Source organism: Streptomyces sp. NBC_01276, assembly GCF_041435355.1.
Lineage (GTDB): Bacteria > Actinomycetota > Actinomycetes > Streptomycetales > Streptomycetaceae > Streptomyces.
Genome location: NZ_CP108442.1, coordinates 7,121,268 through 7,147,110 on the forward strand (window position 1 = coordinate 7,121,268; position 25,843 = coordinate 7,147,110).

At 73.0% G+C, this 25,843-nt stretch carries 17 protein-coding genes and 1 pseudogene; 11 read left to right on the plus strand and 7 right to left on the minus strand.

Annotation, left to right across the window (positions count from 1 at the left end):
- Positions 1-8 precede the first annotated feature (8 nt).
- Together OG295_RS32085 and OG295_RS32090 are read right to left on the minus strand one after the other, a co-directional pair.
- Positions 9-455 (minus strand): nitroreductase family deazaflavin-dependent oxidoreductase, encoded by a 447-nt coding sequence (locus OG295_RS32085; protein WP_371680118.1) that lies wholly within the window; start codon positions 453-455, stop codon positions 9-11.
- Between the two features lie 74 nt (positions 456-529).
- A complete protein-coding gene (locus OG295_RS32090) occupies positions 530-1,696 on the minus strand; it encodes an FAD-dependent monooxygenase (RefSeq protein ID WP_371680119.1) in 1,167 nt (388 codons plus the stop codon).
- Between the two features lie 82 nt (positions 1,697-1,778).
- Between OG295_RS32090 and OG295_RS32095 the strand changes: the two genes are divergently transcribed.
- Both OG295_RS32095 and OG295_RS32100 read left to right on the plus strand, forming a co-directional pair.
- A complete protein-coding gene (locus OG295_RS32095) occupies positions 1,779-2,408 on the plus strand; it encodes a TetR/AcrR family transcriptional regulator (RefSeq protein WP_371680120.1) in 630 nt (209 codons plus the stop codon).
- Positions 2,409-2,417: 9 nt separating this feature from the next.
- On the plus strand, positions 2,418-2,795 hold the full coding sequence (locus OG295_RS32100; protein ID WP_371680121.1) for a VOC family protein: 378 nt from the start codon (positions 2,418-2,420) through the stop codon (positions 2,793-2,795).
- A 110-nt stretch (positions 2,796-2,905) separates the two neighbouring features.
- On the opposite strand, the gene OG295_RS32105 is transcribed toward OG295_RS32100, so the two are convergent.
- Positions 2,906-4,732: a serine hydrolase gene (locus tag OG295_RS32105; protein WP_371680122.1), complete on the minus strand. Its 1,827-nt coding sequence runs from the start codon at positions 4,730-4,732 to the stop codon at positions 2,906-2,908.
- Positions 4,733-4,878: 146 nt separating this feature from the next.
- Between OG295_RS32105 and OG295_RS32110 the strand changes: the two genes are divergently transcribed.
- From OG295_RS32110 to OG295_RS32120, 3 genes are all read left to right on the plus strand, one after another.
- Positions 4,879-5,985 carry an NAD(P)H-dependent flavin oxidoreductase gene (locus OG295_RS32110; protein WP_371680123.1) on the plus strand — a complete coding sequence of 369 codons (1,107 nt, stop codon included), beginning with the start codon at positions 4,879-4,881 and terminating at the stop codon, positions 5,983-5,985.
- An 18-nt stretch (positions 5,986-6,003) separates the two neighbouring features.
- Complete coding sequence (locus OG295_RS32115) at positions 6,004-7,560, plus strand: acyl-CoA synthetase (protein ID WP_371680124.1); 1,557 nt, start codon at positions 6,004-6,006, stop codon at positions 7,558-7,560.
- Between the two features lie 103 nt (positions 7,561-7,663).
- A complete protein-coding gene (locus OG295_RS32120) occupies positions 7,664-8,800 on the plus strand; it encodes a calcium:proton antiporter (RefSeq protein ID WP_371680125.1) in 1,137 nt (378 codons plus the stop codon).
- A 46-nt stretch (positions 8,801-8,846) separates the two neighbouring features.
- Here the strand turns inward: OG295_RS32120 and OG295_RS32125 are convergent, their stop codons facing one another.
- Positions 8,847-9,047, minus strand: a complete 201-nt coding sequence (locus OG295_RS32125; RefSeq protein WP_371681431.1) for a hypothetical protein — start codon at positions 9,045-9,047, stop codon at positions 8,847-8,849.
- Positions 9,048-9,477: 430 nt separating this feature from the next.
- On the opposite strand from OG295_RS32125, the gene OG295_RS32130 reads away from it, so the two are divergent.
- Entirely contained in the window at positions 9,478-12,639 is a 3,162-nt protein-coding gene (locus tag OG295_RS32130) for a hypothetical protein (protein WP_371680126.1), read from the plus strand.
- Between the two features lie 9 nt (positions 12,640-12,648).
- Here OG295_RS32130 and OG295_RS32135 read toward each other — a convergent pair whose 3' ends face one another.
- The 3 genes from OG295_RS32135 to OG295_RS32145 are packed head-to-tail and all read right to left on the minus strand — an operon-like array spanning position 12,649 to position 18,680.
- A complete protein-coding gene (locus OG295_RS32135) occupies positions 12,649-14,355 on the minus strand; it encodes a thiamine pyrophosphate-binding protein (protein ID WP_371680127.1) in 1,707 nt (568 codons plus the stop codon).
- Between the two features lie 10 nt (positions 14,356-14,365).
- Positions 14,366-15,751 carry a hypothetical protein gene (locus OG295_RS32140; RefSeq protein WP_371680128.1) on the minus strand — a complete coding sequence of 462 codons (1,386 nt, stop codon included), beginning with the start codon at positions 15,749-15,751 and terminating at the stop codon, positions 14,366-14,368.
- A gap of 13 nt (positions 15,752-15,764) precedes the next feature.
- The gene (locus OG295_RS32145) at positions 15,765-18,680 is read right to left on the minus strand and encodes a peroxidase family protein (protein ID WP_371680129.1); all 2,916 of its coding nucleotides are present in this window, start codon (positions 18,678-18,680) and stop codon (positions 15,765-15,767) included.
- A 151-nt stretch (positions 18,681-18,831) separates the two neighbouring features.
- Here OG295_RS32145 and OG295_RS32150 point away from each other — a divergent pair, with 151 nt between their 5' ends.
- From OG295_RS32150 to OG295_RS32170, 5 genes and pseudogenes are all read left to right on the plus strand, one after another.
- Positions 18,832-19,638, plus strand: coding sequence for a hypothetical protein (locus tag OG295_RS32150; protein WP_371680130.1), 807 nt, complete (start codon positions 18,832-18,834; stop codon positions 19,636-19,638).
- A gap of 114 nt (positions 19,639-19,752) precedes the next feature.
- Positions 19,753-19,848: pseudogene (locus OG295_RS32155) on the plus strand (asparagine synthase-related protein); the annotation flags it as partial.
- Positions 19,849-20,215: 367 nt separating this feature from the next.
- Entirely contained in the window at positions 20,216-20,344 is a 129-nt protein-coding gene (locus OG295_RS32160; RefSeq protein WP_371681432.1) for a hypothetical protein, read from the plus strand.
- Positions 20,345-20,832: 488 nt separating this feature from the next.
- Complete coding sequence (locus OG295_RS32165) at positions 20,833-22,335, plus strand: fatty acyl-CoA synthetase (protein ID WP_371680131.1); 1,503 nt, start codon at positions 20,833-20,835, stop codon at positions 22,333-22,335.
- Between the two features lie 391 nt (positions 22,336-22,726).
- A complete protein-coding gene (locus tag OG295_RS32170) occupies positions 22,727-25,636 on the plus strand; it encodes a BTAD domain-containing putative transcriptional regulator (protein WP_371680132.1) in 2,910 nt (969 codons plus the stop codon).
- Positions 25,637-25,843: the final 207 nt, after the last annotated feature.

The window sequence follows — 25,843 nt, forward strand, 5'->3', positions numbered from 1 at the left end:
GCTCCCCGTCAGACCGGCTCGATCACCACGATCGGGATCTCGCGGTCGGTCTTGGCCTGGTACTCGTCGTACGCGGGCCAGTGACCGGCCATCAGAGGCCAGTACGCGGCGCGCTCCTCGGCGGTGGCGGTGCGGGCGGTCCCCTGGCGGACCTCGGAGCCGACCTGGACGCGCACCCGCGGGTCGGCCGTCAGGTTCCGGTACCACAGGGGGGCCTCGTCCGCCCCGCCCTTGGAGGCGACGACGAGGTAGCGGCCGTCGGCCTCGCCGTAGATGAGGGGTGTGCGCACCGGGTTGCCGGACACCCGGCCCACGGTGGTGAGCAGGAGGGTCTGGGTGCCGTTCCAGTGATGGCCCTCGGCCCCGTTCGAGCCGACGTAGAGCCTGACGTGGTCCAGCTGCCAGCTCCCGGCCCTCGGGTCGGTGGGGTGTTCCCAGTCGATCTCGGTCGTCATGTGTTTTCCGCCTGCCTTCGTGTCGAACGGTCAGCAGTCCCGACAACGAGTGCGAACGCCGGCGGGCACGGTCTTCATTCCGGCTGCTCCGGGAGGGTGAACCCGTCGTACAGGTCGTCCAGGGCGCGCTGCGCGGCACCGGCCGGCAGGAGGCGCACGGCCAGGTCGCGGGCGGCCACGGCCAGGGGGTTGGAGAGCATCGAGAGCCGGCCGGCCCGGCGGGCGCGGAGCCGGATGGCGTCGGTGCGGGCGAGGCGGGCCCGGGTGTAGGCGGCGAGCGCGGCGGGCACCCCGCCCGCTCCGGCCGCCAGGCGGGCCAGGACGACGGCGTCCTCGATCGCCTGGCAGCCGCCCTGGCCGAGGTGGGGGGTCATCGCATGGGCGGCGTCGCCGATCCAGGCCGTCCGGCCGTCGTGCAGGCGGGGGAGCGGGCCCGCGAGGTCGTACAGGTCGTGCTGGAGGACGGCCCCGGCGTCGAACCGCCCGAGCAGGTCCGGGACCGGGTCGTGCCAGTCGCCGAAGCGGTCCAGGAGTTCGCCGAGTACGTCGGCGGGGCGGTGGCCCTCGGGGACGACGGCGGTGGCGTAGGCGTAGACGCGGCCGTCGGAGAGCGGGACCGCCCCGAAGCGCCGGCCGCGGCCCCAGGTCTCGAAGGCTCCGGGCAGGGCGGGCCCCCCGGCGGGCAGGACGGTGCGCCAGGCGGTCTCCCCGCTGTAGCGCAGCCCCGGGTGGTCCGGGAAGCACCGGCGGCGCAGGGGGCTGTGGATGCCGTCGGCGGCGACCAGCAGGTCGGCGGGGATCTCCCCGGCGTCCGTACGGACCACCGTGCGCCCGTCGGCCGTGTCCACGCCGGTGACGGCGGTGCCGTGGCGCAGGACCCCGGCGGGCAGCGCGTCCGCCAGGGCGCCGGTGAAGGCCGCCCGGTGCACGGCGAGCGGGGGCCGGCCGTAGCGTGCGGTGAGCGAGGCGGTGTCGGCGCGGACCAGCCATGACCCGCCGGGGCGGCGCACCCCCATGGCGGCCGGGGCGGCGCGGCCCGCCGCCCGTCCCGCGTCGAACCCGATCGCCTCCAGGGCGCGCAGGGCGTTCGGCGCGAGCACGATGCCCGCCCCCGCGGCGGTCGGCCCGGCCGCCCGCTCGCAGACGGTGACCCTCCAGCCGTGGCGGTGCAGGGCCAGGGCGGCGGTGAGCCCCCCGATCCCGGCACCCGCGACGACGGCGTGACGCGGACTCTCGTCCATGGTGCGGCCTCCCCATGTCGGCTCCTCGTCCTCTACATCCGTAGAGGGCGATGCCGTCACTCTACAGCTGTAGAGTGACGGCATGTCCACCCCCGAATCCGGCGGCCCGGCCGACGCGCGGACCCCGCCCGCCCCGGACCGCCGCGCCCTGATCTCCGACGCCGCGATCGGCCTGGTCGCGGCCGGCGGACTGCGGAGCCTGACCCACCGGGCCGTCGACGCGGCCGCGGGGCTGCCCGCGGGCAGCACCTCGTACTACTTCCGCACCCGTGCCGCACTGGTCGGCGCCTGTTACCGGCGGCTGGCCGAGCTGGACCTCGCCGATTTCGAGGAAGACGCCCGCGCACCCGGCCCGTGGGACCGGGACACGGCGGCGCGGGCGCTCGGCGCGCTCCTGTACCGGTGGCTGACCCGGGGGCGGGAGCGCCAGCTGGCCCGCTTCGAACTGAGCCTGGAGGCCGCCCGCTCGCCGGAGACGGCCCCCGAACTGCTCCGCGAGGGCCTGGCCGTCCGGGCGCGCGCCGCCGGGCTCCTCGGGGCGCTGGGTGCCGAGCGGCCGCGGGAGCAGGCCGAGCTGCTGGCCGCCTGGACGGACGGACTGCTCTACGACCGCCTCGCGGGCGCCTTGGCGGGAACGCGTCCGGCGCCGGATCCCGCCGAACTGGCCCGCACCGCCCGGCTCATGATCGATGCGGCTCTGGCCGCGCCGTAGGCTGCGGTCATGATTGCCGAACTGCAGTGCGTGGTGCTGGACTGTCCGGAGCCCCTGGGGCTCGCCGAGTTCTACGCGGGCCTGCTGGGCGGGGAGGTCAACCGCCCGGACCGGCGCTGGTCCGTGGACGAGGACTGGGCCACGCTGCACACCCCGAACGGGCAGGTGCTGTGCTTCCAGCGGGCCGTCGGGCACCGGCCGCCGAGCTGGCCCGACCCGGAACGGCCGCAGCAGTTCCACCTCGACCTCGCCGTCCCGGACCTCGACCGCGGCCAGGCGCAGGTCCTCGCCCTCGGCGCGCGCCTCCTGGAACAGGGGCCGCCCGAGCGTGACTGGCGCGTCTTCTCCGACCCCGCGGGCCATCCCTTCTGCCTCGTCCAGGGCTGACGGGCCGGTTCCGGCGGGCGGGTGCAGCCGGGCGGGTTTCGCGGGGCCGGTGCCGCGGGGCCGGTGTCGGCGGGCCGGGCCGGGGTGCCTCCGGCCCGCCGGCACCGCTTTCAGTCCGCCGAGCGGGTCCAGCCGACGGCCTCCACGCGGGCCGCGTCCGCCGGCCGGTCCTCGGAGAACAGGAGCCGGGCCGGTTCGGCCACCCGGACCACGTCCACGTAGACCCCCCGCCCCACGTAGCGGCCGGTCGTGCCGTGGCGGAAGCGGAGCCTGACCTCGCGGCCCGCCCAGCCGGGCAGCGGGGCCTCCAGGCGGTGCCAGATGCGCCCGGACCAGCCGCCCGCGCTGCCCTGCGGCCAGGACTCGGGGGTGCCGCCCGTGGCGCGGACGGTGGTGAAGGGCAGCGGCTCCCACGCCGCCCCGTCGGCGGACGCCTCCACGTGGAAGGCGCCCGCACCGGGCACCGTGTCCCACCAGACGGCGCAGCGCAGCCGGGCCGAGGCGGTCGCCGGGGTGAGGGGAGGCAGGGTCAGTGTGCCGGATCCCGCGGTCTCCATCCCCGAGTACCAGGCGGGTCCGCCGTGCCGGGTGCGGACGGGCACCGCCCGGGCGAACCGGTTGCCGGTCGCCACCCGCGGCGCGCTGCCCGCCCGCCAGGTCCGCACCGGGTGGACGGAGTTGCCCAGCAGGACGAGGAAGGAGTCGGTGGAGGGGTCAAGGACCAGCGAGGTGCCGGTGAACCCGGTGTGTCCCGCCGAGTGCGGGGTGGCCATGGCGCCCATGTACCAGTGCTGGTAGAGCTCGAAGCCGAGGCCGTGGTCGTCGCCGGGGAAGGCCGTGTTGAAGTCGGTGAAGAGCAGCTCGACGGAGGCGGGACGCAGGATGCGCCGGCCCGCGTAGGCCCCGCCGTCGAGCAGGGCGCGGGAGAGGACCGCCAGGTCCCAGGCGGTGCCGAAGACCCCGGCGTGGCCCGCGACCCCGCCGAGCGCGTGGGCGTTCTCGTCGTGGACCTCGCCCCACACCAGTCCCCGGTCCAGGCCCGACCAGGGCGGGCGCTGCACCTCGGTCGCGGCGGTGACCCGGCGCCAGGACAGCGGCGGGTTGTACCGGGTGCGGTGCATCCCGAGGGGGATGGCGATCTCCTCCTGGAGCAGCACGTCCAGTGTGTGACCGGTGATCCGTTCCAGGAGCAGCTGCAGTGTGATGAGGTTCAGGTCGGAGTAGCGGTACACGGTCCCGGGGGTGTCCTGTGGGCGCACCGACCACAGCAGCCTCAACTGTCCGGCCCGGGTGGACTCCTGGTAGAACGGCGCCCACGAGCGCAGCCCCGAGGTGTGCGTCAGCAGCTGCCGGACGGTGATGGCCTCCTTGCCCCCGCCGGTGAACTCCCGCAGGTACCGCTCGACCGGGGCCTCCAGCTCCAGCAGGCCCCGTTCCATCTGCTGCACGGCCAGGATGGACGTGAAGAGCTTGCTCAGCGAGGCGAGGTCGAAGACGGTGTCCTCGGCCATCGCGATCCGCTCTGCGGCGGGGAACTCCCGCGGCCGGTCGGTGCGCCCGTCGTAGTCGGCGTACCGGACGGCGTCGCCCATCGCGCGGTGCAGCGCCACGGTACGGCCGCGTCCCGCGAGGACCACGGCCCCGGCGTAGTAGGGGTGTTCGGGGGAGGGGCCGAGGAAGCGCCGGGCCTCCTCCGCGACTCCCTCCAGGTGTCGCTCCAGCAAGCCCGCCTGGCGGGCGGAGCCGTAGCGCAGCCGCAGCCCCTGCAGGGCCCGCCGCTCGGCCGCGCCGCCGCCCGCCGCACCCGCGCCCTGCCCCGGCAGCGCGGCGTGCAGGACCAGCACCCCGCCCAGCGCCAGCAGCCGCGCCCCCAGTCGTCTGCGGCTCATCGCGCCACCGCTCCCGGCCGCTCCTGATCCCGTACCCGAACCGCCCATGTCCGGCCCTCCTGTTCTGCCCGCGCACGCTACTGGCTATCTGCCCGCCCGCCGCGCACCCTCCGCACCGACCGGCCGTCAAAGAATCTGACACTGCATCAGAAAACCTCTTCCCTCGGACGGTGCCCTGCGGCATCCTCACGGCCATGGAGACGGAGCTGAGCAGGAAACTGGGAGTCGAACACGCCATCTTCGGCTTCACGCCCTTCCCGGCGGTCGCCGCGGCCATCACCCGCGCGGGTGGATTCGGCGTCCTCGGCGCCGTCCGCTACACCGCCCCCGACGACCTCAGGCGCGATCTCGACTGGATGCAGGAGCACACCGACGGCAAGCCCTACGGGCTCGACGTGGTCATGCCCGCCAAGAAGGCGGTCGACGGCATCGGCGAGGCGGACATCGAGGCGATGATCCCGGCCGGGCACCGCGCCTTCGTCCGGGACACCCTCGCCAAACACCACGTGCCCGAACTGCCGGAGGGCGAGGCCTCCGGCTGGCGGATCACCGGCTGGATGGAACAGGTCGCCCGGAACCAGCTCGACGTCGCCTTCGACTACCCCGTCAAACTCCTCGCGAACGCCCTCGGTTCCCCGCCCGCCGACGTCATCGCCCGCGCCCACGAACACGGCGTCCTCGTCGCCGCCCTCGCCGGCAGCGCCAAGCACGCCCGCCGCCACGCCGACGCCGGCATCGACGTCGTCGTCGCCCAGGGGTACGAGGCCGGCGGCCACACCGGCGACATCGCCACCATGGTCCTGGTCCCGGAGATCGTCGAGGCCGTCGCCCCGCTGCCGGTCCTGGCCGCCGGCGGCATCGGCAGCGGCGAGCAGATCGCCGCCGGCCTCGCCCTCGGCGCCCAGGGCGCCTGGCTCGGCTCCCTCTGGCTCACCACCACCGAGGCCGACCTGCACTCCCGCGCCCTCACCGAGAAGCTCCTCGCCGCCGGGTCCGGCGACACCGTCCGCTCCCGCGCCCTCACCGGCAAGCCCGCGCGCCAGCTGCGCACCGAGTGGACCGACGCCTGGGACGACCCGGACGGCCCCGGCCCGCTGCCCATGCCGCTCCAGGGCCTGCTCGTCGCCGAAGCCGTCTCCCGGATCCAGAAGTACGAGGTCCAGGCGCTGCTCGGCACCCCCGTGGGCCAGATCGTCGGCCGGATGAACAGCGAGCGCAGCGTCCGGGCCGTCTTCGACGAACTCACCGCCGGCTTCGAACGCGCCATCGACCGGATCAGCCGGATCGCCGGCCGGGCCTGAGAGAGGAACGCCACCGTCATGACCGACCCACAGCGTCCCAACGGATTCTGGGCCCAGGCGGGCGCCGACCCGGACCGGACCGTCCTCGTCACCCCCGACGGCGAGGCGTGGTCCGCCGGCCGGCTGCACGCCGACGTCAACCGGCTGGTCCACGGCCTGCGGGCGGCCGGGCTGGAGCGCGGCGACGTCCTCGCCGTGGTCCTGCCCAACGGCGTCGAGTTCCTCACCGCCTACCTCGCCGCCTCACAGGCCGGCTTCTACCTGGTACCGGTCAACCACCACCTCGTCGGCCCCGAGATCGCCTGGATCGTCTCCGACTCCGGCGCCAAGGTCCTCGTCGCCCACGAGCGCTTCGCCGACGCCGCCACCGCCGCGGCGGACGAGGCCGGCCTGCCCGCGGACCACCGCTACGCCGTCGGCGCCGTCCCCGGCTTCCGCCCGTACGCCGACCTGCTCGACGGGCACCCCGCCACGCCCCCGGACGGCCGCACCCTCGGCTGGGTCATGAACTACACCTCGGGCACCACCGGCCGCCCCCGGGGGATCCGCCGCCCGCTGCCCGGCAAGCTCCCGGAGGAGACGTACCTGGGCGGCTTCCTCGGGATCTTCGGCATCCGCCCCTTCGACGACAACGTCCACCTCGTCTGCTCGCCGCTCTACCACACCGCCGTGCTCCAGTTCGCGGGCGCGTCCCTGCACATCGGGCACCCGCTGGTGCTGATGGACAAGTGGAGCCCCGAGGAGATGCTGCGCCTGATCGACCGCCACGCCTGCACGCACACCCACATGGTCCCCACCCAGTTCCACCGCCTGCTCGCCCTCCCGCAGGCCACCAAGGACGCCTACGACGTCTCCTCCATGCGGCACGCCATCCACGGCGCCGCCCCCTGCCCCGACCACGTCAAACGGGCGATGATCGACTGGTGGGGCCGCTGCGTGGAGGAGTACTACGCGGCGAGCGAGGGCGGCGGCGCCTTCGCCACCGCCGAGGACTGGCTCAAGAAGCCGGGAACCGTCGGCAGGGCCTGGCCGATCAGCGAGCTCGCCATCCACGACGACGACGGCAACCGGCTGCCCCCGGGCGAACTCGGCACCGTCTACATCAAGATGAACACCGGCGGCTTCAGCTACCACAAGGACGAGGGCAAGACCCGGAAGAACCGCATCGGCGACTTCTTCACCGTCGGCGACCTCGGGCTGCTCGACGAGGAGGGCTACCTCTTCCTGCGCGACCGCAAGATCGACATGATCATTTCGGGCGGGGTGAACATCTACCCGGCGGAGATCGAATCCGCCCTGCTCACCCACCCGGCGGTCGCGGACGCCGCGGCCTTCGGCATCCCGCACGACTCCTGGGGCGAGGAGGTCAAGGCCGTCATCGAGCCCGCCGAGGGCTTCGAGGCGGGCGAGGCGCTGGCCGCCGAGATCCTGGGCCACTGCGAGCGCCGGCTGGCCGGCTACAAGCGCCCGAAGTCCGTCGACTTCATCGAGGTGATGCCCCGCGACCCGAACGGCAAGCTCTACAAGCGCCGGCTGCGCGACCCCTACTGGGAGGGCCGGGAACGCGCCGTCTGAACGGGCTCGCCACGCCCGGGGGCCGCGTGAGAAGTGCCACGTCAGCGCCCCCGGGAGGCGGTATGCGCCGCACCGGAAGAACACTTCTGGCAAGTTGGCTGATATGAGTACGGCAACGAGCAAATCACCCCTGACCGACTGGACCGTCATCGTCCCCGTCGTGGCGCTCATCGCGCTCGTCTTCAGCTGGGGACGGGAACTGCCCGGATTCGCCGTGGGCCTGGTCGCCCTGTGTCTGGCGGGAGCGGTGCTGGCGGCCGTGCACCATGCCGAGGTGGTCGCGCACCGGGTGGGGGAACCCTTCGGCTCGCTCGTCCTGGCCGTCGCCGTCACGGTCATCGAAGTGGCCCTGATCGTCACCCTGATGGCCGACGGCGGCGACAAGACCGCCTCCCTCGCCCGGGACACGGTCTTCGCCGCAGTGATGATCACCTGCAACGGCATCGTCGGCCTGTCCCTGCTCGTCGGCGCCCTGCGCAACCGGGTCGCCGTCTTCAACGCCGAGGGCTCCGGTGCGGCGCTGGCCACCGTGGCGACCCTGGCCGTCCTCAGCCTGGTCCTGCCGACGTTCACCACCAGCAAGCCGGGTCCGGAGTTCTCCACCGCCCAGCTGACCTTCGCCGCGGTCGCCTCGCTCGCCCTGTACGGGCTGTTCATCGCCGTCCAGACGGTCCGCCACCGGGACTACTTCCTGCCCGTGGCCACCGGGGCCGGCTCCTCCGGGGGCACGGGGGCCGAGGGGGCCGGCGGGGGCGGGGACGGCGGCCACGCCGAGCCGCCCACCGTCCGCGCCACCCTGATCAGCCTCGGCCTGCTGCTCGTCGCACTCGTCGCCGTCGTCGGCGACGCCAAGTCCGTCTCGCCCGCCATCGAGGCGGGCGTCGCCAAGGCCGGCCTGCCCAACGCCGTCGTCGGCGTCATCATCGCCCTGCTGGTGCTGGCCCCCGAGACCCTCGCCGCCGTCAACGCCGCCCGCCGCGACCGCGTCCAGACCAGCCTCAATCTGGGGTACGGCTCGGCCATCGCGAGCATCGGCCTGACCATCCCGGCCATCGCGCTCGCCTCCATCTGGCTCTCCGGCCCGCTGCTGCTGGGCCTCGGGCCGATCCACATGGTGCTGCTCGCCCTGACCGTCGTGGTCAGCGCCCTCACCATCGCGCCCGGCCGGGCGACCCTCCTCCAGGGCGGAGTGCACCTCGTGATCCTGGCCGCGTACCTGTTCCTGGCCGTCAGCCCGTGACCGCGGCCGGCCCCTCCCCGGCGGGGGGGGGGCCGGCCCGGCCGGTTCAGCGCCGCTCGCGCGGCGAGACCACCCTCAGGTGCGGAGAGGTGAGGATGTCCCGCTCGCAGAACCGCGAGGTCACCCACCGCTCCCGGGAGACCAGCCGGGTCTCCTCCGCCTTCACCGCTCCGGCCCACCTCGCCGACCTTGCGAAGGCGGAGGACGGCACCGGGACGCACGCCACCTGGATCCTCCGTCGCGGCATCAGCGGCGCCACCTTCGGCGGCGGCGCCGCCGACTGGATCCGGTCGACGAGGTCAGCTCTCCCACCCGGAGAAGGACGTCTACCCGGTGGGCATGAAGTCCTACGGCCGAGCCCCGGCGTTCCTCGCCATGACCGGCTACGAGCAGGTCCGCTCCATCGCCGCCGCCCTCGCTCCCTGAGCCACGGGTGCGGCAGCGGTGTGGCGGGGTGATCGGCGTCCTGGCGTTGGCAGAGCCGCACGGTCCACGTCGTGGACCCGTCGAGGGCGATGGCGGGGCGTACCGGTCGTTGATCGGCGGCAAGGCGGCAGCCGGCGCCGCTGCCGTCCGCACACGCCGTCGACCCCGGCGTTGCCGGTACCCGTTCGGCGGCTTCCGCCCTGGTGATCCCGGCGACCATCATGGGCGCGTCGAGCGAGTGGGAGTACGCCATGCCCCAAGGATCGCAGCAGTGGGCGCCGAGGTGGCTGGTGGTGCCCGCGCTGGTGCTGTCGGCGATGCTGTTCATCGCGTTGGGGCGGATCGACGCGGGGCTCGGCCGGATCGAGGCACCGGACCACCCCGCGGCGACCTGGAGCAGCCTGGTCGCACTCGATCCCCTCTCCGAGCAGGCCGCCGCCGACGCACGCACGGCGTGGTGCGTCTGGTTCAACGCGATGCCCGACCGGCGGGCGGTGGCCGCCGCGCGGGGACCGTACGACGATCCCGGGCCGGGGCCACGGGTGGAGACCTGCCTGAACGCCTTCACGAGCCAGCCCCGGCCCGCGACCGCACCGCAGGCCGGCGGCGACGAGGCGCGGCTGCTGATCCGGTGGTACGTCGGCCTCGACGCGGTACTCGTCCTGCTCTACGTCTGGTTGCTGTACGCGGCCCTCACCGCCCTGCGCGCCAGGATTCCGTGCGGTCCTCCGGCCTCGCAGCCCGACGACCCGACGAGTACGACGCTCTGCTGGGCGACCAAGCGGTCGCGGCTCGTGATCCTGACCTGTGTGCTGGTGTCGGCGGAAGTGGCGGAGGACACCGGGCAGTGGATGCTGACCGGGCGCAGCCCGTCACCGGGCACGATCGACTTCCTGAGCCGGCTCATCGGCTGGGCCGCCCTCGCCAAGTGGGCGTTCGTGGGCCTGGCGCTGCTGCTCCTGATCGTGTTGACCCTGCACACCGGGGTGCTCCGAACGGTGCCCTGGCGGGACTTCGTGGTGGTACGCGTACAACTCTTCGTGTCGGCCGTACTGTTGCTGTTCATCGTCGGCGTCGGGACCGACCAGGTGCCGGACGCCCTGCTCGGCCTGCTCGACCACTGGGCCACCGCCATCGCCACACCGGTCGCGGTCTTCCTGCTGTCGCTGCTGCTGTGGCGCAGCGTGCACCGCGTCGCCCTCACCCGCGACTCCGCGCTCGCTCCGGTCCATCAGTGGTGGGTGGCGGGAGCGGCCGTCGTCTGCGCGGTCCTCGGATTCTGGCTGCGTAGCCTGCTCGGGCTGGCCATGGTGCTCGGCTTCGTCTTCGTCCTGTCCTGGATCGCGGGCGCGCCCTTCCGCCTCGGCGACGCGGCGGTGGATCCCGGAGCCGACGTGGCCAAGGCAAGGGCGCAGGGGCGGGCCGCCCTGATCGTCGGCGATCCGAGGAGGAACCTGCGGAGCATCGCGCGGTGGCTCGCGGCGCTACCGCTCCTGGCCCTCGGGGTGTTCGCCGTCCGGTCCGCCGTGGTACCGGCCATCGTCGGCCCGCGCCGCTGGTCCGCCGTCCTCCTCGTGGTCCTCGGGCTGTTGGCGGCCGCCGTCGGTTTTCTGCTGCCGTACCTGCTGGACTGGGCCGAGCGGCACTGGTCCTGGGCGAAGGAACCCGACACGCAGAACCGAAGGGATGAGCTGTATGTCGTCCTGGCCGCCCTGTTCGGGGCGTTCGCGGTCGGCTGTACGGTCACGCTCGTCACGGACCGGGCATGGAACCTGGCGGTCTGGGCGGGGCCGATGGCCGTGCTGATGGTGTTCCTCGGCGTGGTGCTCGTGCTCCTGAACGAACTGCAGCTCTGGTCCGAACGGGCCACTCCGGTCGCAGGATTCCGGGCCCTGAAGCTGGACCGCACCCCGGTCTTCGTACTGCTGATCGCCTGGTTCCTCCTCGGCTCGCTCGTCGATGCCAAGGGCCACCACCAGGTGCGCGTCCGGGAGGAGGCCGGGGCGCCGGTCCTGGTCGACGTGGACCTCGACACGGCGTTTCAGCGCTGGGCCGCCGCCAATTGTGCGACGGTGCCGTCCCCGGCCGATGCCGCAGCGGGCCCGGGGACGAAGCAGCCCCTGCCACTGGTGATCGTCGCGGCATCGGGCGGTGGCATTCGGGCGGCCTACTGGACCGCCTCCGTGCTGGACTGGCTCTTTCCACCGGGTCCGGTCACTCCCGCCGCAGGAGCCTCCTGCACACCGTCGGACGGACGGGCCCCGGTCTTCGCGGTCAGCGGTGTCTCCGGAGGCAGCCTCGGATCGATCTCCTGGATCGCACGGACCTCGCCCGACGCGCCGGACGGCGATCCGAGCCACAGGAAGGTCTTCGGGCAGGACCATCTCTCCGGCGCACTCGCCTGGATGGCATTCGTCGACCTGCCGCGAGCGTTCGTCGGCTTCCCCGGCAAGGACCGGGCGGCCGTACTCGAACAGTCCTGGGAACACCGGCAGAAGGAGCTGGAGCAGCCGTTCTACGCGACCTGGCAGCCGTCCTCCGACGGATCCACCACCACGTGGACCCCGTTGGCGCTGCTCAACGGCGCCGCTGCCGAGAGCGGTTGCCGCGTGCTCACCTCCGCCCTTCAGCTCGGGGCCTTCGACCAGCCCGTTGGATCCACCTCGTGCCGGCAGCGCCCTGAGGAGTCCCGCCAGAAGACGCGGGGGCCGCGGCCTGCACAGGCCGGGCAGGGCAGTCCCACCCTGATCGATTTGCGTAGCGGATTCCTCTGCGGAAAACAGGACGTCAACCGGTCCACCGCCGCCCTGCTCTCGGCGCGCTTCCCCTTCATCACGCCGTCCGGCCGGCTCACCGGCGACGCCTGCCACCACACCGGGGCGGGGCTGTCCGTGATCGACGGGGGTTATGTCGACGCGACGGGCAGCATGACCGCCACCGATCTCCGGGAGCAGCTGGAGCATCTGAGCGCCTGCCACAACCAGCGGGTCGCAGGGGGCACGGGTGGCGCGGACTGCAAGCCGGCCGCCGGCACCGCGGCGCGGCCGGTGGAGGTGGTGCTGGTCCAGATCGACAACGGCTATACGAGTGTGGCGTCGGCCCCCGCACCGGGCCGCCCCCGGGAACTGCTGGTGCCGACGAAGGGCAAGGCCGCCGCGGTGTCGGCGGCCGAGTCGACCGTGCGCCAGCGGGCTCTGGAAGCCTTCGGCTGCCCTGACTACCTCACCTTCGCCAACGTACGCGGCCCGGGAGCGCAGGCGCCCCTGGGCTGGGTGCTGTCGCTCAGTGCCAAGAAGGACCTGGACGACCAACTGGCGAGGCTCAAGGGTGAAGGAGCGGGGAACGTCTCGCCGCTGACCGCCCGGCTCGCCGCCGCGCAGCAGGCCTGCGGGCGCGCGGGGATGACTCGCTGACGGGGGCCGTCAGTCTCGGAAGCGTGCTTCGAGGGTCTCGACGAGGCCGTCGATCACGCCGTCCGGTGACGGGCTGTAGTGCGGCAGGGCCCATCGCGTGATCTCGGCGTCGATGAGCGTGGGCCGGCCGGAGGCCAGTGCCGCGCGGAACGCGTCCTCGAAATCCTCAAGCGTCTCCACCCGGTAGCCGTCCGCGCCGCATGCACGGGCGTACGAAGCGAAGTCCGGGTTCTGGAACTCGACAAGGCCCGACTCGGCGTACGTGACCATCTGGAAGAGTTTGATCAGCTTGAATTCCCCGTCGTTGAAGATGACCCAGATGACGGGGATCTCGTGCTCGACGGCGGTCATCAGCTCGAAGCCGGACAGCGAGTAGCACCCGTCGCCGCAGCCGACGACGACGGTCCGGTCCGGGTGGGCGACCTTGACTCCGAGGGCTCCGTTCACGTGTCCGGCCATCGGCCCGAAGGAGCCGGCCTTGCGGAAGTTCTGCCCCTGTTCGAGCTCCACGTAATACCCGAGCCACGCCACGTGGGCGCCCGCGTCCGCGAGCAGGACGCCCCGGGGCGGCAGCATGCGCCCGATCGACTGCGCGAGTTCTCCGGGGTGGATCTTTCCCGTCAGGTGGGTGATCTTCCGGGCCTCGTAGTCCCGGCGGTCGATCTCGACCGCCGGGACTTCGCCGACCATCCGCTCCAGCGCGTCGGCCAGGGCGGCCACTGCGGGACGCGCGTCGGACAACAGGGTGTGGTCGGCCCGGTAGGCCTTGCGGAACTCGCCCTCGGAGATGTTCACATGGATGAGCAGCTTGTTCTCGAACAGGTCCTCGCGGTAATTGAACGTGGCGTGCTGATTGAGGGAATTGCCGATGCACAGCACGACGTCGGCCTGGCGGAAGGCCTTCCACGCACTGGAGTGGCCGCTGTCGGCGAAGACGCCGACCGCGAGCGGGTGTCCCTCGGACACGATGCCCTTGCCGTCCAGGGTGGTGAGCAGTGGGATCTGGAACCGCTCGATCAGCCGCTCGATCTCCGGTCCCGCCCCGCTGCGTACCGCACCGAAGCCGACGAGCGCCACGATCCGCTTCCCCCGTGCCAGGGCGTCCGCGAGTACGGCCGCGATCTCCGCCACCCGTGCCGGGTCCGGCAGGACCGGCTTCACGTCGAGCCTCAGCGGCCGGAAGTTCGTGACCTCGACGCCGTGGTGGGTCAGGTCCTCGGGCACGTGGATGTGCACGGGCCCGGGCCTTCCCTCGAATGCGATGTTGACCGCCTCCTCAAGAACGTCGCAGGTGTCGGCGATGTCGGTGAGCAGGAAGGACTTCTTGGTCGTGGCCGCGAACATGGCCTGGGAGTCGGGCGTGCGGTTCACTCCCGAGGTCTCGTTGAGCGAGCCCCATCCGCGCCATTTCATGGTGGCGTACCCCGAGACGGCCAGGACCGGATAGGAGTCGGACATGGCCACGGCCAGCCCCGAGAACAGGTTGAACGCGCCCGGCCCGGCCGTCGCGAAGCAGAAGCCCAGCCGATTGGTGTACATGGCATAGCCGCAGGCCATGAAGGACGCGGCCTGCTCGTGTCGCGTGATGACCGGCCGGATCTGCCGCGAATGCTTCAGCGCCAGCATCAGACCCGCCGCGTTCTCCCCGGCACCGCCGAAGGCCGCTCGTACCCCGATGCCTTCCAGCCCCTTGACGATGGCCTCGTAGACTCTCATCGGGTCTCCCTCATCCGTCCCAGCGCGAGGTGTGCCGGCGGTGCGCTTCCGTCAGGCCGTTCTGGAAGAACCGGTCGTAGTACTCGGATTCGACGTGGTGCGCCTGCAGCCAGATGCCGGGCACATGGATGGCGTCGGTGTGTGCCGGGAACCGCCCGTGGGTCTCGTGGATGTACACGCAGATGTCCCGCGCGCATTCGATCACTTGCCGGTCGTACTCACTGGCCTCGGCGAGGTACCGCTGCGCGTAGTCGTTCTTGTAGATGCGGGCGAACAGATCCTTGTCCGCGTAGATGCCGTTCTCCCCGAACTTGGAACGGACGACGGAATCGACGGCGTCGTGCATCGACGGGTAGTTGGGTGGGCAGGCGCCCTTGATGAGGTGTTCGCCATCGGCCCGCAGCCCCACCGGGTGGGCGCGCAGCTCGGCGTATTTCGGTAGCGGCACCTGCCAGCGGAGGATGTCGGCAGGGCGGAACTTCGGCGTGACGAAGTCGAAGCCCAGCATGCGGCCGTAGGTGCGCGAGAACTTCGGGTCGCCCAGCATGATCTGTGGGCTGACCGTCGCGTGGATCCAGGCACCGAGTCCCATGGCGTCCGCGACCAGCATCATGTTCTGGAGCAGCAGGTCGGCTTCGACCTGGGTACGCATCGGCCCCAGAGAACCGAGCGGCATCTTGATCGCGGGGTTGAGGAAGCCGCTGCGCACCCACTTGCGTACCCCGGCCGGGCGGTAGAAGTTGCGGTCGTCGACGGGCGTGGGCCGAGCTCCCTCGGGCTGGGTGAGCAGGTACATCAGCGCGTTGATGTACTGATGGGAGAGATCGACCACCGGCAGGAAGAGCGTGGTGCCCGGGCGATTGGACAGGAACCGGTTGGAGTCGAGGTACGCCGGGAAGTCGCGCATCCCCTCGGCGACGTCCAGGCGGCGGTCCAGTACCCGGACCTTCGACTGGCGTGCGCGTTCGATCAGCGTGTCGGGATCGAAGGCATGGTCCGGGGAGGGAGGCAGCTTCCTCAGGTAGTACGTGCCACTGTCGTTGATCATGAAGAAGTGGGTGGCCTGCGCGTTGTCGGGGCTGCCCGCGGTCCGCCCCGTCATGTTCAGGTTCGGCTTGGCCATGATGGGTTTGTGATCGCGCGGGTCCTCGAAGGGGCGGTCGGGCATGGTGAGTCCCGAGGAGCCGGTGAGGGCGATGAGCACCGCTTCCTCAAGCTCGCCCAGCGGCTCCGGCCGGTGCTCGGATCGATAGCTCATCGACCCGGCCGGCACGGACGCGCCCCTGCTGACGCGGTGGGTGCGCCGTTTGAAGACCGTCTCCCACAGCGGACGGGAAAGAAGGTCTTCCAGGCCGGGGTGGCCTGCGTGGTGGCCTGCATGGTCGGGTGCGGACATGGCCATCTCCTGCTCAGCCGCGGCCGCGGCCGCTGTCGTTGCGTACGGGCTGGACCGGGCGCCAGGGCGCGAACGCGCTGGCCGCGCGCGGCAGGGTGCCCGCCAGCTCGGGGCAGTGCCGCAGGATGACGCTCGTCATGCCGTTGCGATCGATCCAGTCCATGCCGAGAGGCGTGTAGACCTCTGGCCGGAAGTCGACGGTGAGGAAACGGTCGCTCTGCAACCGTCTGCTGGCCATCAGGATGAAGACGCGGAAGGCGGTGTCGCTGAAGCCGAAGCCCGCGGGCGGATTCTCGGCGAAGAGCCCCACCATGGTGTCGATGTCGTCCACCGAGCGGTACACGTCCCGAAGCCGTGCGACCGTATCCGGATCGGCGGAGAGGTCCTCGAACCGCCGGATCCGCGGCTTGTGCAGGCCGGCGCGGAAGTCGTTGTAGCGCGCGACGCCGCGGCGCCGGGTGCGCACCAGGTCGACCACGGAGAGGTCGATCACCTCCCCGTCCCGCTTGAACGCCTGCAGGGCGCGCGGAAAGTTGTGCAAAGTGATCGCCCCCGGGTGGGCGATGCCCAGCGAGTACAGGGTGTTCACCAGACCGGTCTTGCGCATCAGCGGCTCCGCGGCGGCGCCCTGGACCTCGGTGAAGCCCAGGGTGTCGAGCCGATGGCCGAACCGGTGGTCGATGAGCTCGTAGTCGTCGGGGATCAGGGGGTGCATCCGGTAGACGGTGACGAACTCCTCCGTGAGGGAGTACGGGGCACCGTGGTGGTCGGGCAGGGTCTTGGGGATGCCCTTCTGCCCGTTCGCCTCCAGCAGCCAGACGCCCAGCTGGTCGAGCCAGTTCTTCGGGGGCCCCTGCCAGTTGGTCTTCATACCGATGTCGAGCGTCTTGGTGGCGAGGATCGCGGGAGTCCATTCGACCGTGTGGATCTTCGCGATCAGGGCGGAGACGATCAGCCGCGCCGTGTGGTACACCCGGTCTTCGCTCATGCGCGGATATTCGTGCCGCAGGGCTTCGCACACCGCGTTGTGCTCACGGGCGAACAGGGTGTGCATGGCGCTGAGGCCGAGCCACCAGTTGTCCGTGAATCCGGTGCGCGGGACGCCGTTCGAGCCGCTGGGCAGGTGCCCCTCCTCCAGCCGGAGCCCGGCGCCGCCATCGGGCTCGCGAAGCGACTTCGCGACGGACAGGTCGCTGCCGTAGAGCTCCGAACCGTCCCACCAGTGCGAGACGTCGCCGGCGAACACGATCGGCGGCCGCCCGCTGCCGGGTGGATCCACCGCCTCGTCCGCGCCGAAGCGCATCACCTTCTCCCGCGGTCCGCCCGGGGTGTTCTGCCAGGTCTCGCCGGGCGGCAGCGGCACCTCGATGCTCTTGGCGGCGACGGGAAGCCTCTTGTGCTTGACCCAGTCGTGCACTTGGAACTGGATCCACGCGGCGGCGATGATGTTCAGCGACGTCGCGGGGATGAACACGTCACGCTGGAGCAGTTGCCTGCTGACGGCGACCGGATTGGGCGTGTCGAACTGGTCCGGGCGGTAGACGGGGGGCACGGTGCGGCCGAAGGTCGCACCGACGGCGCCCATCCGCGGCGCCGACAGATCGTTGTAGGTGCCATCGTAACTGCGCCTGACCAGCAGCTCTTCGTCGAGCGGGGCCTCGACCGGCCCGGCCTGGGGCGGAGCCTCGTGGACTTCGGTGTCGATGAGGTTGTGCCGGCGCAATGTCTGCCGAAAGGCCATGAGGTTGAGCAGGCCGAGGGGGGTGGGCAGCCGGTGCCACGGGACGAAGCGGTCCACGGTACGGAAGGCGGCCCGGAGCGGTGCCCCGAGCAGGGCGTTGCGCCGTGGCTCGACGGTCAGGAAGCGGTGGCCCAGGCGGTGGGCGCTGCTCGCCTCGTACGCGAGCTTGCGGGCACGGTTGAGGTTGCCCAGGGGGCGGAAGTCCTCCGTGGTGTGCCAGGGGTTGAACGCCAGCAGGTCGACCTGCGACGCGGAGGTGCGCGCTTCGGCGGTGTGGATGTCCTGGAGCGGGATGGTCAGCGTGGCCACGGGCAGGACGGGCGCGTCCTCCTCCCTCCACTCGGCCGCGCCGTCCTCGACGGAGGTGCGCCGGGCGTCCACGTAGCGCTGCACGCAGAACTCGAAGACGACATCCGTCCGACTCAGCCGCTGTGAAAGCTCACGCCGCAGGTGATCGGGATCGGGATCGGGATCGGGGCCGGGGTCGGGGCCGGGGTCGGGATCGGTGCGCGGCGTTGCCGGGGCGGCGGCCGGTGAGGCGTCGGCCGCAGGCCGCAGCTGATAGCGCACCGGTCCGCAGTCGCCCCACAGGATCGCCCCACGGCTCCAGTACGTCTCCAGCGCCAGGCTGGACACCGTGCGGCTGGTTCCCGCGACGACGTTGCGCCGCATGCGGGCGGCCGTGGACCAGCCGACCGCCAGGGGCAGCTTGACGAACAGGGCGTACCCTTTGCCGAGCCGCGAGTCGGCGCCCGCCATGGCCTTCGCGAAGGCGACGAACTCCATCGCGTCGCGGGCGTGGGAGACCGGGAAGCTCGTCATCAGCAGATCGTGGGTCTCGTCGGGGCCCACCTCGACCCGCAGCGCCGCCCCGCGCAGATCGGGCGCGAAGTCGGGCTGACGGACGCCGCTCGCGTTGGAAAGCCGGACCGTGACCCGGTACTCGGCTCCGGGCCTGGCGAAACCCGTGCGCAGGGCCCCGGGGAGGTCGTCGTGGAACCTCAGACGGGCGTTCTCCACGCCGAGGACCGCCTTGGCGTGGAAGGTCCGTTCGAGAGCGGGGGAGCGGCTGCGTTTCTTCGCCTTGAGCTGTACCCGAACGAGGTCACCCGCGAGTCGCTCGAAGACCAGCCGTTCGGCCTCAGGACTGCCGCCGACGTAGCGCTCGTACCGCTCGACCTCGTCCATGCGCGCCTCTTCGCGAAGGGGGTGTCTGTGCACTCCGCACGACGTTGCCCTACCGCTGGGACGGTGTCGTGTGGAGCGGGGCAGATGGGCGAAGGACCTCACCCAGCCTGCCTCCCCGGCACCGGAGGTTTCCAGGACTAGCCTCCACATCATGCTGCGTATCGCCGACACCCGCACCGGACGCTTCGTGGACGTTCCCTCAGCCCACCGCCACCTGCTGCGCATTTGCGTCCACCTGCCGGTCATCGGCACCGGAGACGGCGCGGTGCACCTGAGGGTGCCTCTGGTCGGTGACGTACTGGCCCGCACCGCGGAGCTGCACGGCCTGGAGGCCCTCACCGTCCTCATCACGCCGGACCTGCCTCCTGAGCAAGCCCGAGCGCTGGATCGCGCCATGTCCGCTCTCGGCATCCACCCGCCTGCCGGCGTCGGGGTTCACGGGCTGACCGAGTCGCTCTGCTCCGCTGCCGATGTGCACCTCGCCGAGTACGGCACCCCCGGACACGACGCCGTCGGCGGGGTCTGGATCGACGTGGGCCAGGTCAGCCCGGCACTCCCCGAGGAGGGCGCCCCCGACCGTGGTCATCTCCTCGCCCCGGAGGGGACCGATCCGCTGGCTGTGAGGATGTTGTTGGTCCGCCACGCCTACCGCACACCGGTCACCGTCACCGGCGCCGCGCTCGCCGAGGCCCGACGGACACTGGGGCAGTGGCGGCAGCAGGTGGCCGCATGGGCACAGGAGCCGTCCAGGCCGATCCCCGCCGATGTGCTTCGGCAGGCTCATGCCGCGCTGGCCGATGATCTCGGAGTCCCCGCCGTCCTGGACATGCTGGCACAGGTGGCGATTCGCCCGGACGTTCCGGCCGGCGCCAAGTTCGAGACGTTCGCCTTTCTCGACCGAGTCCTCGGTCTCGACCTCGCGCGTGAGGTCGGCCACCGACACCCGGTGACGCCATGACGGCGCCCAACGCCCGGCGCCCGGCGCCTGGTCGTCCTGCGGCACGCCAAGTCCGCCTGGCCGCAGGTCCCCGTGCCGCAGCCCACCGACATCGCCGAGATGCTCGCCGAGCGGATGACGACGGCGGTGGAGCGCCGCATGGCCCTGTACGGCACGACGTCCACGGACATCTCCGGGGGTATCGACAGCAGCGTGGTCGCCGCCGTGGCGTCGAATCGGCCGCCGGTCCTCGCCATCACGTACACCGACCAGCAGATGGCCGCGGAGGACGACCTGCTACGGCTCTCGAGCCCACCTGACCGGCCGTGGCGGGGACGACGTCCTGGACGCGGTTGCGACCACGGACATCGACCGCTTCCGGGACGGACGGCGGTCGCCAGCGGTTCGCCGTATCGGGGCGTTCGCCCGCGCACGGCACCGCTCCGTTCTCTCCGTCGTCGCGCAGGCAGCCCGTACGAAGCGCACGAACTGCCCGCAGGCCCTGACCCGGCCGGCCGGACAACTGGAGCGCCCCTCCGCTCTGGCGCAGGCCGGGCTGATCGACCCGCTCCGAGTCGTCGCCGCTCTGGAGGCGGCCGTGCGTGCGGAGCCCGCCCCGCCGGCCGGACTGCACAGCCTCATCACCGTCGAGCGGTGGCGGGCCTCCCTCCCCATCCGGCGCGAACTGTTCCGGGAGCAGGCCCCGGCCGCGAAGGAGGCAGCATGAAGCGCACCGGTGGCGTCTACGCCGCACGGACGAGCGCAGGACTGCCCTGATGGACACCCGCCGCGGTTGGCCGGAGCGGGCGCGGCCGGCAGCTTCTCGACCGTGCCCGTCTCCCGTAGGCCCTTGAGGAAGAGGTCGCTGGAGAGGTTCGTCGCGGCCGAGGAGAGCGAGAGGTCGGGTGCCGCGTCGGGGCCCAGCCGGCGAGAGCGCTCCGGCCTGCGGTATCGCGGCCGTAGCGGCGAGGAACGTGGCACCGGTGACGGCCAACCGGCGCAGGAGCGGTCCGGTGCGGCGGAGGGGACGCTCGGTCGAGCGCAACACGCCGCCCAAGTGGCCCGCGCACTGGGCGGGGTTGCCCGTGGGACGGGTGGTGTGTGCGTGCCCCCACGCTCATGCAGTCGGTCCGATGCCCCGTCAACATCCCGTTCGGCACGCCCGGTTGGCGCGCCGATCTTGACCCGGGCGTGCCGCGGGGCGAGGATCGCGCCATGACGGCAGTGCGGGACAACACGGTCGACGGACTCGTACGGGACAGCGCGCGGCGGGTCCCCGGCCGGGTGGCGGTCCGCTACCGCGACCGTGCCTGGACCTACCGGGAACTCGACGCGGCCGTCTCCACCGGCGCCGCCGTCCTGCGCGGGCGCTACGGGCTGGCCGCGGGCGACCGGGTCGCGACCTTCGCCCACAACAGCGACGCCTACCTCATCGCCTTCCTCGCCTGCGCCCGCGCCGGCCTCACCCACGTTCCGGTCAACCAGAACCTCACCGGCGAGGACCTCGCGCACATCCTCGGCGACTGCGGCAGCGCCCTGGTCCTGGCCGACCCGGACCTGGCGGAGCGGGTGCCCGCCGCACACGCCGTCCGCCCGCTGCGCGACGCCCCCGGCTCCTTCCTGGCCGAGCTCGCCGAACCGCTCCCGTACGACGGGGGGCCCGGGGATCCGTCGGCGGTGGTGCAGCTGCTCTACACCTCCGGGACCACCGCCCTGCCCAAGGGCGCGATGATGACCCACCGGGCCCTGGCGCACGAGTACGAGAGCGCGATCGACGCCCTGGACCTCCGGGAGGCGGACCGCCCCGTCCACGCCCTGCCGCTGTACCACTCGGCCCAGATGCACGTGTTCCTGCTGCCCTACCTGGCGGTCGGCGCGCGCAACACCGTCCTCGACGCACCGGCCCCCGACGCGCTCCTCGACCTGGTGGAGGCGGGCGGCGCCGACAGCCTGTTCGCACCGCCGACGGTGTGGATCGCCCTCGCCGGCCACCCGAGGTTCGCGGCCGCGGAGCTGGGCGCACTGCGCAAGGCCTACTACGGCGCCTCGGTCATGCCGGTGCCCGTCCTGGAACGGCTGCGGGGGCGGCTGCCCGGGCTCGGGTTCTACAACTGTTTCGGGCAGAGCGAGATCGGCCCGCTGGCCACCGTGCTGGGGCCGGACGAACACGAGGGCCGGATGGACTCCTGCGGCCGGCCGGTGCGCCACGTGGAGGCGAAGGTCGTCGACGAGGACGGCGCCCCGGTGCCGGACGGCACGGCGGGGGAGGTGGTGTACCGCTCGCCACAGCTGTGCCTGGGCTACTGGAACGACGCGCGGGCCACGGAGAAGGCCTTCCGGGACGGGTGGTTCCGCTCGGGTGACCTCGCGGTGCGCGACGCGGAGGGTTATTTCACCGTCGTCGACCGGGTGAAGGACGTCATCAACTCGGGCGGGGTGCTCGTCGCCTCCCGGCAGGTCGAGGACGTGCTGTACACCCACCCGGGGGTGGCGGAGGCGGCCGTGGTCGGACTGCCGGACCAGCGGTGGATCGAGGCGGTCACGGCGGTCGTGGTCCCGAGCGGGGAGGTCACGGAGGCGGAGCTGGTGGCGTACGCCCGTGAGCGGCTGGCGCACTTCAAGGCCCCGAAGCGGGTGGTCTTCGTGGACGCCCTGCCGCGCAACGCCAGCGGGAAGATCCTCAAGCGGGAACTCCGCGACCGCTTCGCTGAGCACTGAGCACTGAGCACTGAGCACTGAGCGCTCCGCGCTGACCCGTCTTCGTCTCCGGCGGACGACGGGCGGGCCGAGACCTGCCGGGCCGTGTGGGAGCCGCTGTCCGGGCTGTGGGTTCCGGCTCTCGTTCCCCCGACGCGGACGAGGTCGTGCCGCCGGTCCGCGGCGGCGTCCGCCCCTGGAAGGGGCCCCGGGACGTCGCCGCGACCGGGCCGGCACCACCCCGAGTCCCCGTATCCGCCAACTGGGGGCTGAAGATAGGCTCATGGTGCTCCGTCAGCCGACCGCGGCGCTCGACGGCGGCCCGGAATGGCCGGGATCCCGCTCATGACCCGAAATGAGGAGCCATAAGCTCGGCCGGGGGGCCGCGAGCGTACGGACAAGGGGCGCATGCATGGAGTTCCGCGTGCTCGGAACGGTGGCCGTGGTGACGGAAGGCGGCCTTCCGCTCCCGCTCGGCCCCGCCAAACGCCGGAGCCTGCTCGCCGCACTGCTCCTGCGCCCCAACGCCCCCGTCGGCGTGGAGCGGCTGACCGAGGCCCTGTGGGACGAGGACCCGCCCCGGCACGCCCGCACCGTGCTCCAGGGCCACGTGTCCCGGTTGCGCGCGCTGCTCGCCGCGTACGGAGCACCCGCGCACGGGGTGGAACTCCTCACGCAGGGGCAGGCGTACGCCCTCCGCCTTCCCGCGCCACTGCTGGACGCCCACCGCTTCGAGGAGCTGCTCGCCCGTGCCCGGACCCGCGCGGAGCGGGAACCGGCCGAGGCCGCCGCGCTGCTGCGGGAGGCACTCGCTCTCTGGCAGGGGCCCGCCCTCGGGGGGACCGTACGCGGACCCGTGCTGGAGACGGCCGCGCACGGGTTGGAGGAGCTGCGGCTGACCGCCGTCGAGGAACTGGCCGCCCTGCACGTGCGGCTGGGCGAACACGCCGCTTCGGCCGCCCTGCTGCACGCCGAGGCCGTCGGCCGGCCGCTGCGGGAACCGCTGGTGGCGGCGTTGATGCTGGCCCTGGCCGGAGCGGGCCGGCAGGCGGAGGCGCTGGACTGGTTCCACCGCACGCGCCGGCTCCTGGCCGATGAACTCGGCGTGGGCCCCGGGGCGGTGCTCGCCGACGCCTACGCGGCCCTGCTGGAGGCCGACACCCGCATGCCGTCAACGGCCCGGCGGCCTCAGGCGGTCACCCCGCGGGCCACCGACGCCGACGCCGCGGCCCCCGGGGCACACGGGACGCGGCCGCCCCAGGCGGGGGCAGCCGTCGCGCGGGCCGGCTCAGGAACCGGGTCGGGGCCAGACACCCGGGCAGGGGCAGGGGCAGGGCCGTCGGCCGGGCCAGGGTCAGGAGCCGGGTCAGGAGCCGAGCCGTCGGCCGACCCGTCGGCCGGGTCAGGGGTCGGGTCAGGGGCCGGGTCGGCCTCCGGGGGCACCGCGCTGCCCGTCGACGCGGCCGGGCCGCAGCTCCTGCCGCGCCGTCCCCGGGGCTTCACCGGCCGCGAGGGCGAACTCGCCGCGCTGGACCGGGCCGCCGCAGCGGCCTCCGACCCGATCGTCATGCTGACCGGCGGCGCCGGCGTCGGGAAGACCGCCCTGGCCGTGCACTGGGCCCACCGGAACGGCACCCGCTTCCCCGACGGCCGGCTCTTCGCCGACCTGCACGGCTACAGCCCCCTCCCGGCCCGCGACACCACCGCGGTCCTGCGGGAGTTCCTGCTCGCCCTCGGCGAACCGGCCGAGCGGATGCCCGGATCGCCCGAGGCCCTCGGAGCCCGCTACCGCGAACTGACCTCCGGACGCCGGATGCTGGTCCTGCTGGACAACGCCCACGACGCCGAACAGGTGCGACCCCTCCTGCCCGGCGGCGCCGACTGCCTCACCGTCGTCACCAGCCGCAGCCGCCTCGCCGCACTCGTCGCCTCCGACGCCGCCCGTCCCGTACCGGTCGCCCCGCTGCCCACCGACCAGTCCACCGCACTGCTGGCCGCCGTCCTCGGCGCCGACCTGGTCGCCGCCGAACCCGGTGCCGCCGCCCGGCTCGCAGGCCTGTGCGACGGCCTGCCCCTGGCCCTGAGGCTCGCCGCCGCCCGGCTCGCCACCCGCCCGCACCGGGGTCTCGCCGCGTTCGCCGGTGAACTGGCCGACGAACACACCCGGCTGGACCTGCTGGACGTCGGCGACACCGGTGTCGCCGCGGCCCTCGCCCTCACCGTCCAGCACCTGCCCGAACCGGCCCGGCGGATGTTCCACCGGCTCGGACCGCACACCGGCGCCACCCTCGACACCTGCACCGCGGCCGCCCTCGCCGGCTGCCCGCCCGGCCGGGCCGCCACGGCCCTGGACCAGCTGGCCGCCGCCCAGCTGATCGTGGAGGCCGGGCCCCGGTCGTACGTGCTCCACGACCTCGTACGCCTCTACGCCCGCAGCCTCTCGCCGGGCCACGACCCCGAGGGCCTGCTGCGGCTGCTGGACCACTGGCTGCACACGCTCCTGGCGGCCTGTGCCGCCGCCGAGCCCGGCAGCGAGCCCTGCTGCGCCCCGCCCCCGGAGGCCGGGCCGGCGGGCGAGATCAGGCGCTTCCCCGACCGCACGGGCGCACTGGCCTGGTTCTCCGCCGAACGGGACGCGCTGCGCGGTGCCGTGGAGGCGGCCGCCTCCGCGGGAGCGCACGACCGGGCCTGGCGGCTGGTCCTGCTGCAGTGGCCCCTGGTCCTGTGGCAGGTCCGCGACGGCTGGGTGCCGTTGCTCGAACAGGGGCTGGCCTCCGCCGAACTCGACGGGGACACCGGAGCCCAGTCCCGGGTCCGGGCCCTGCTGGGCTGGGTGCTGGCCGAGGAAGGCCGGTCCGAGGAGGCCCTCCGACAGCTGGAGCGGGCCCCCGCGCTCGCCGCCCTCGCCGGGGACGCCTCCGGGGAGGCGACCGCCCGGATCAACCTCGCCGTCGCCCTGATGCGCCGCGGCGAACGCAGCCGCCCCGGGGAGCTGCTGGTCCGCGCCCTCGACCTGGCCGAACGGGACGGGCTCACCGGCACCGTCACCCTCGCCCACCAGCACCTGGCGCACCACCTCCTGTCGGTCGGCGCCGCGGAGGAGGCCGTCGAGCACGCCGCCCGGGGCCTGGCCCTCGCCACCCCGCCGCTGGCCGCCCCGCGGCGCGTGGTGCTGCGCACCCTGTACGGCGAGGCCCTCGCCGCCACGGGCCGCACCGGTGAGGCCGTGCGCCAGCTCGACGCCGCCATCCGCGAGGCCCGCGCCCACACCTACGAGGAGGGCGAGGCCGCGGCCCGCGCCGCCCTGGCGGCCCTGGCCTAGGCGGTCGACTCCACCCTCGTCCGTGCCCACCGGCACGCTGCCGGGCCCCTCAAAGGAGCCCCGGCCGGCGGGCCGCACGAGCACGTCCTCGGACGGTTCCGCGGCATCCGTCCACGCGGCCGACCGCCACCGCCTCGATTCGCGCATGAAGCCGGCTCCCCTCCGCAGGCACCGTGGAATCGATTGCCTGGGCTGGCGCGGTGACTG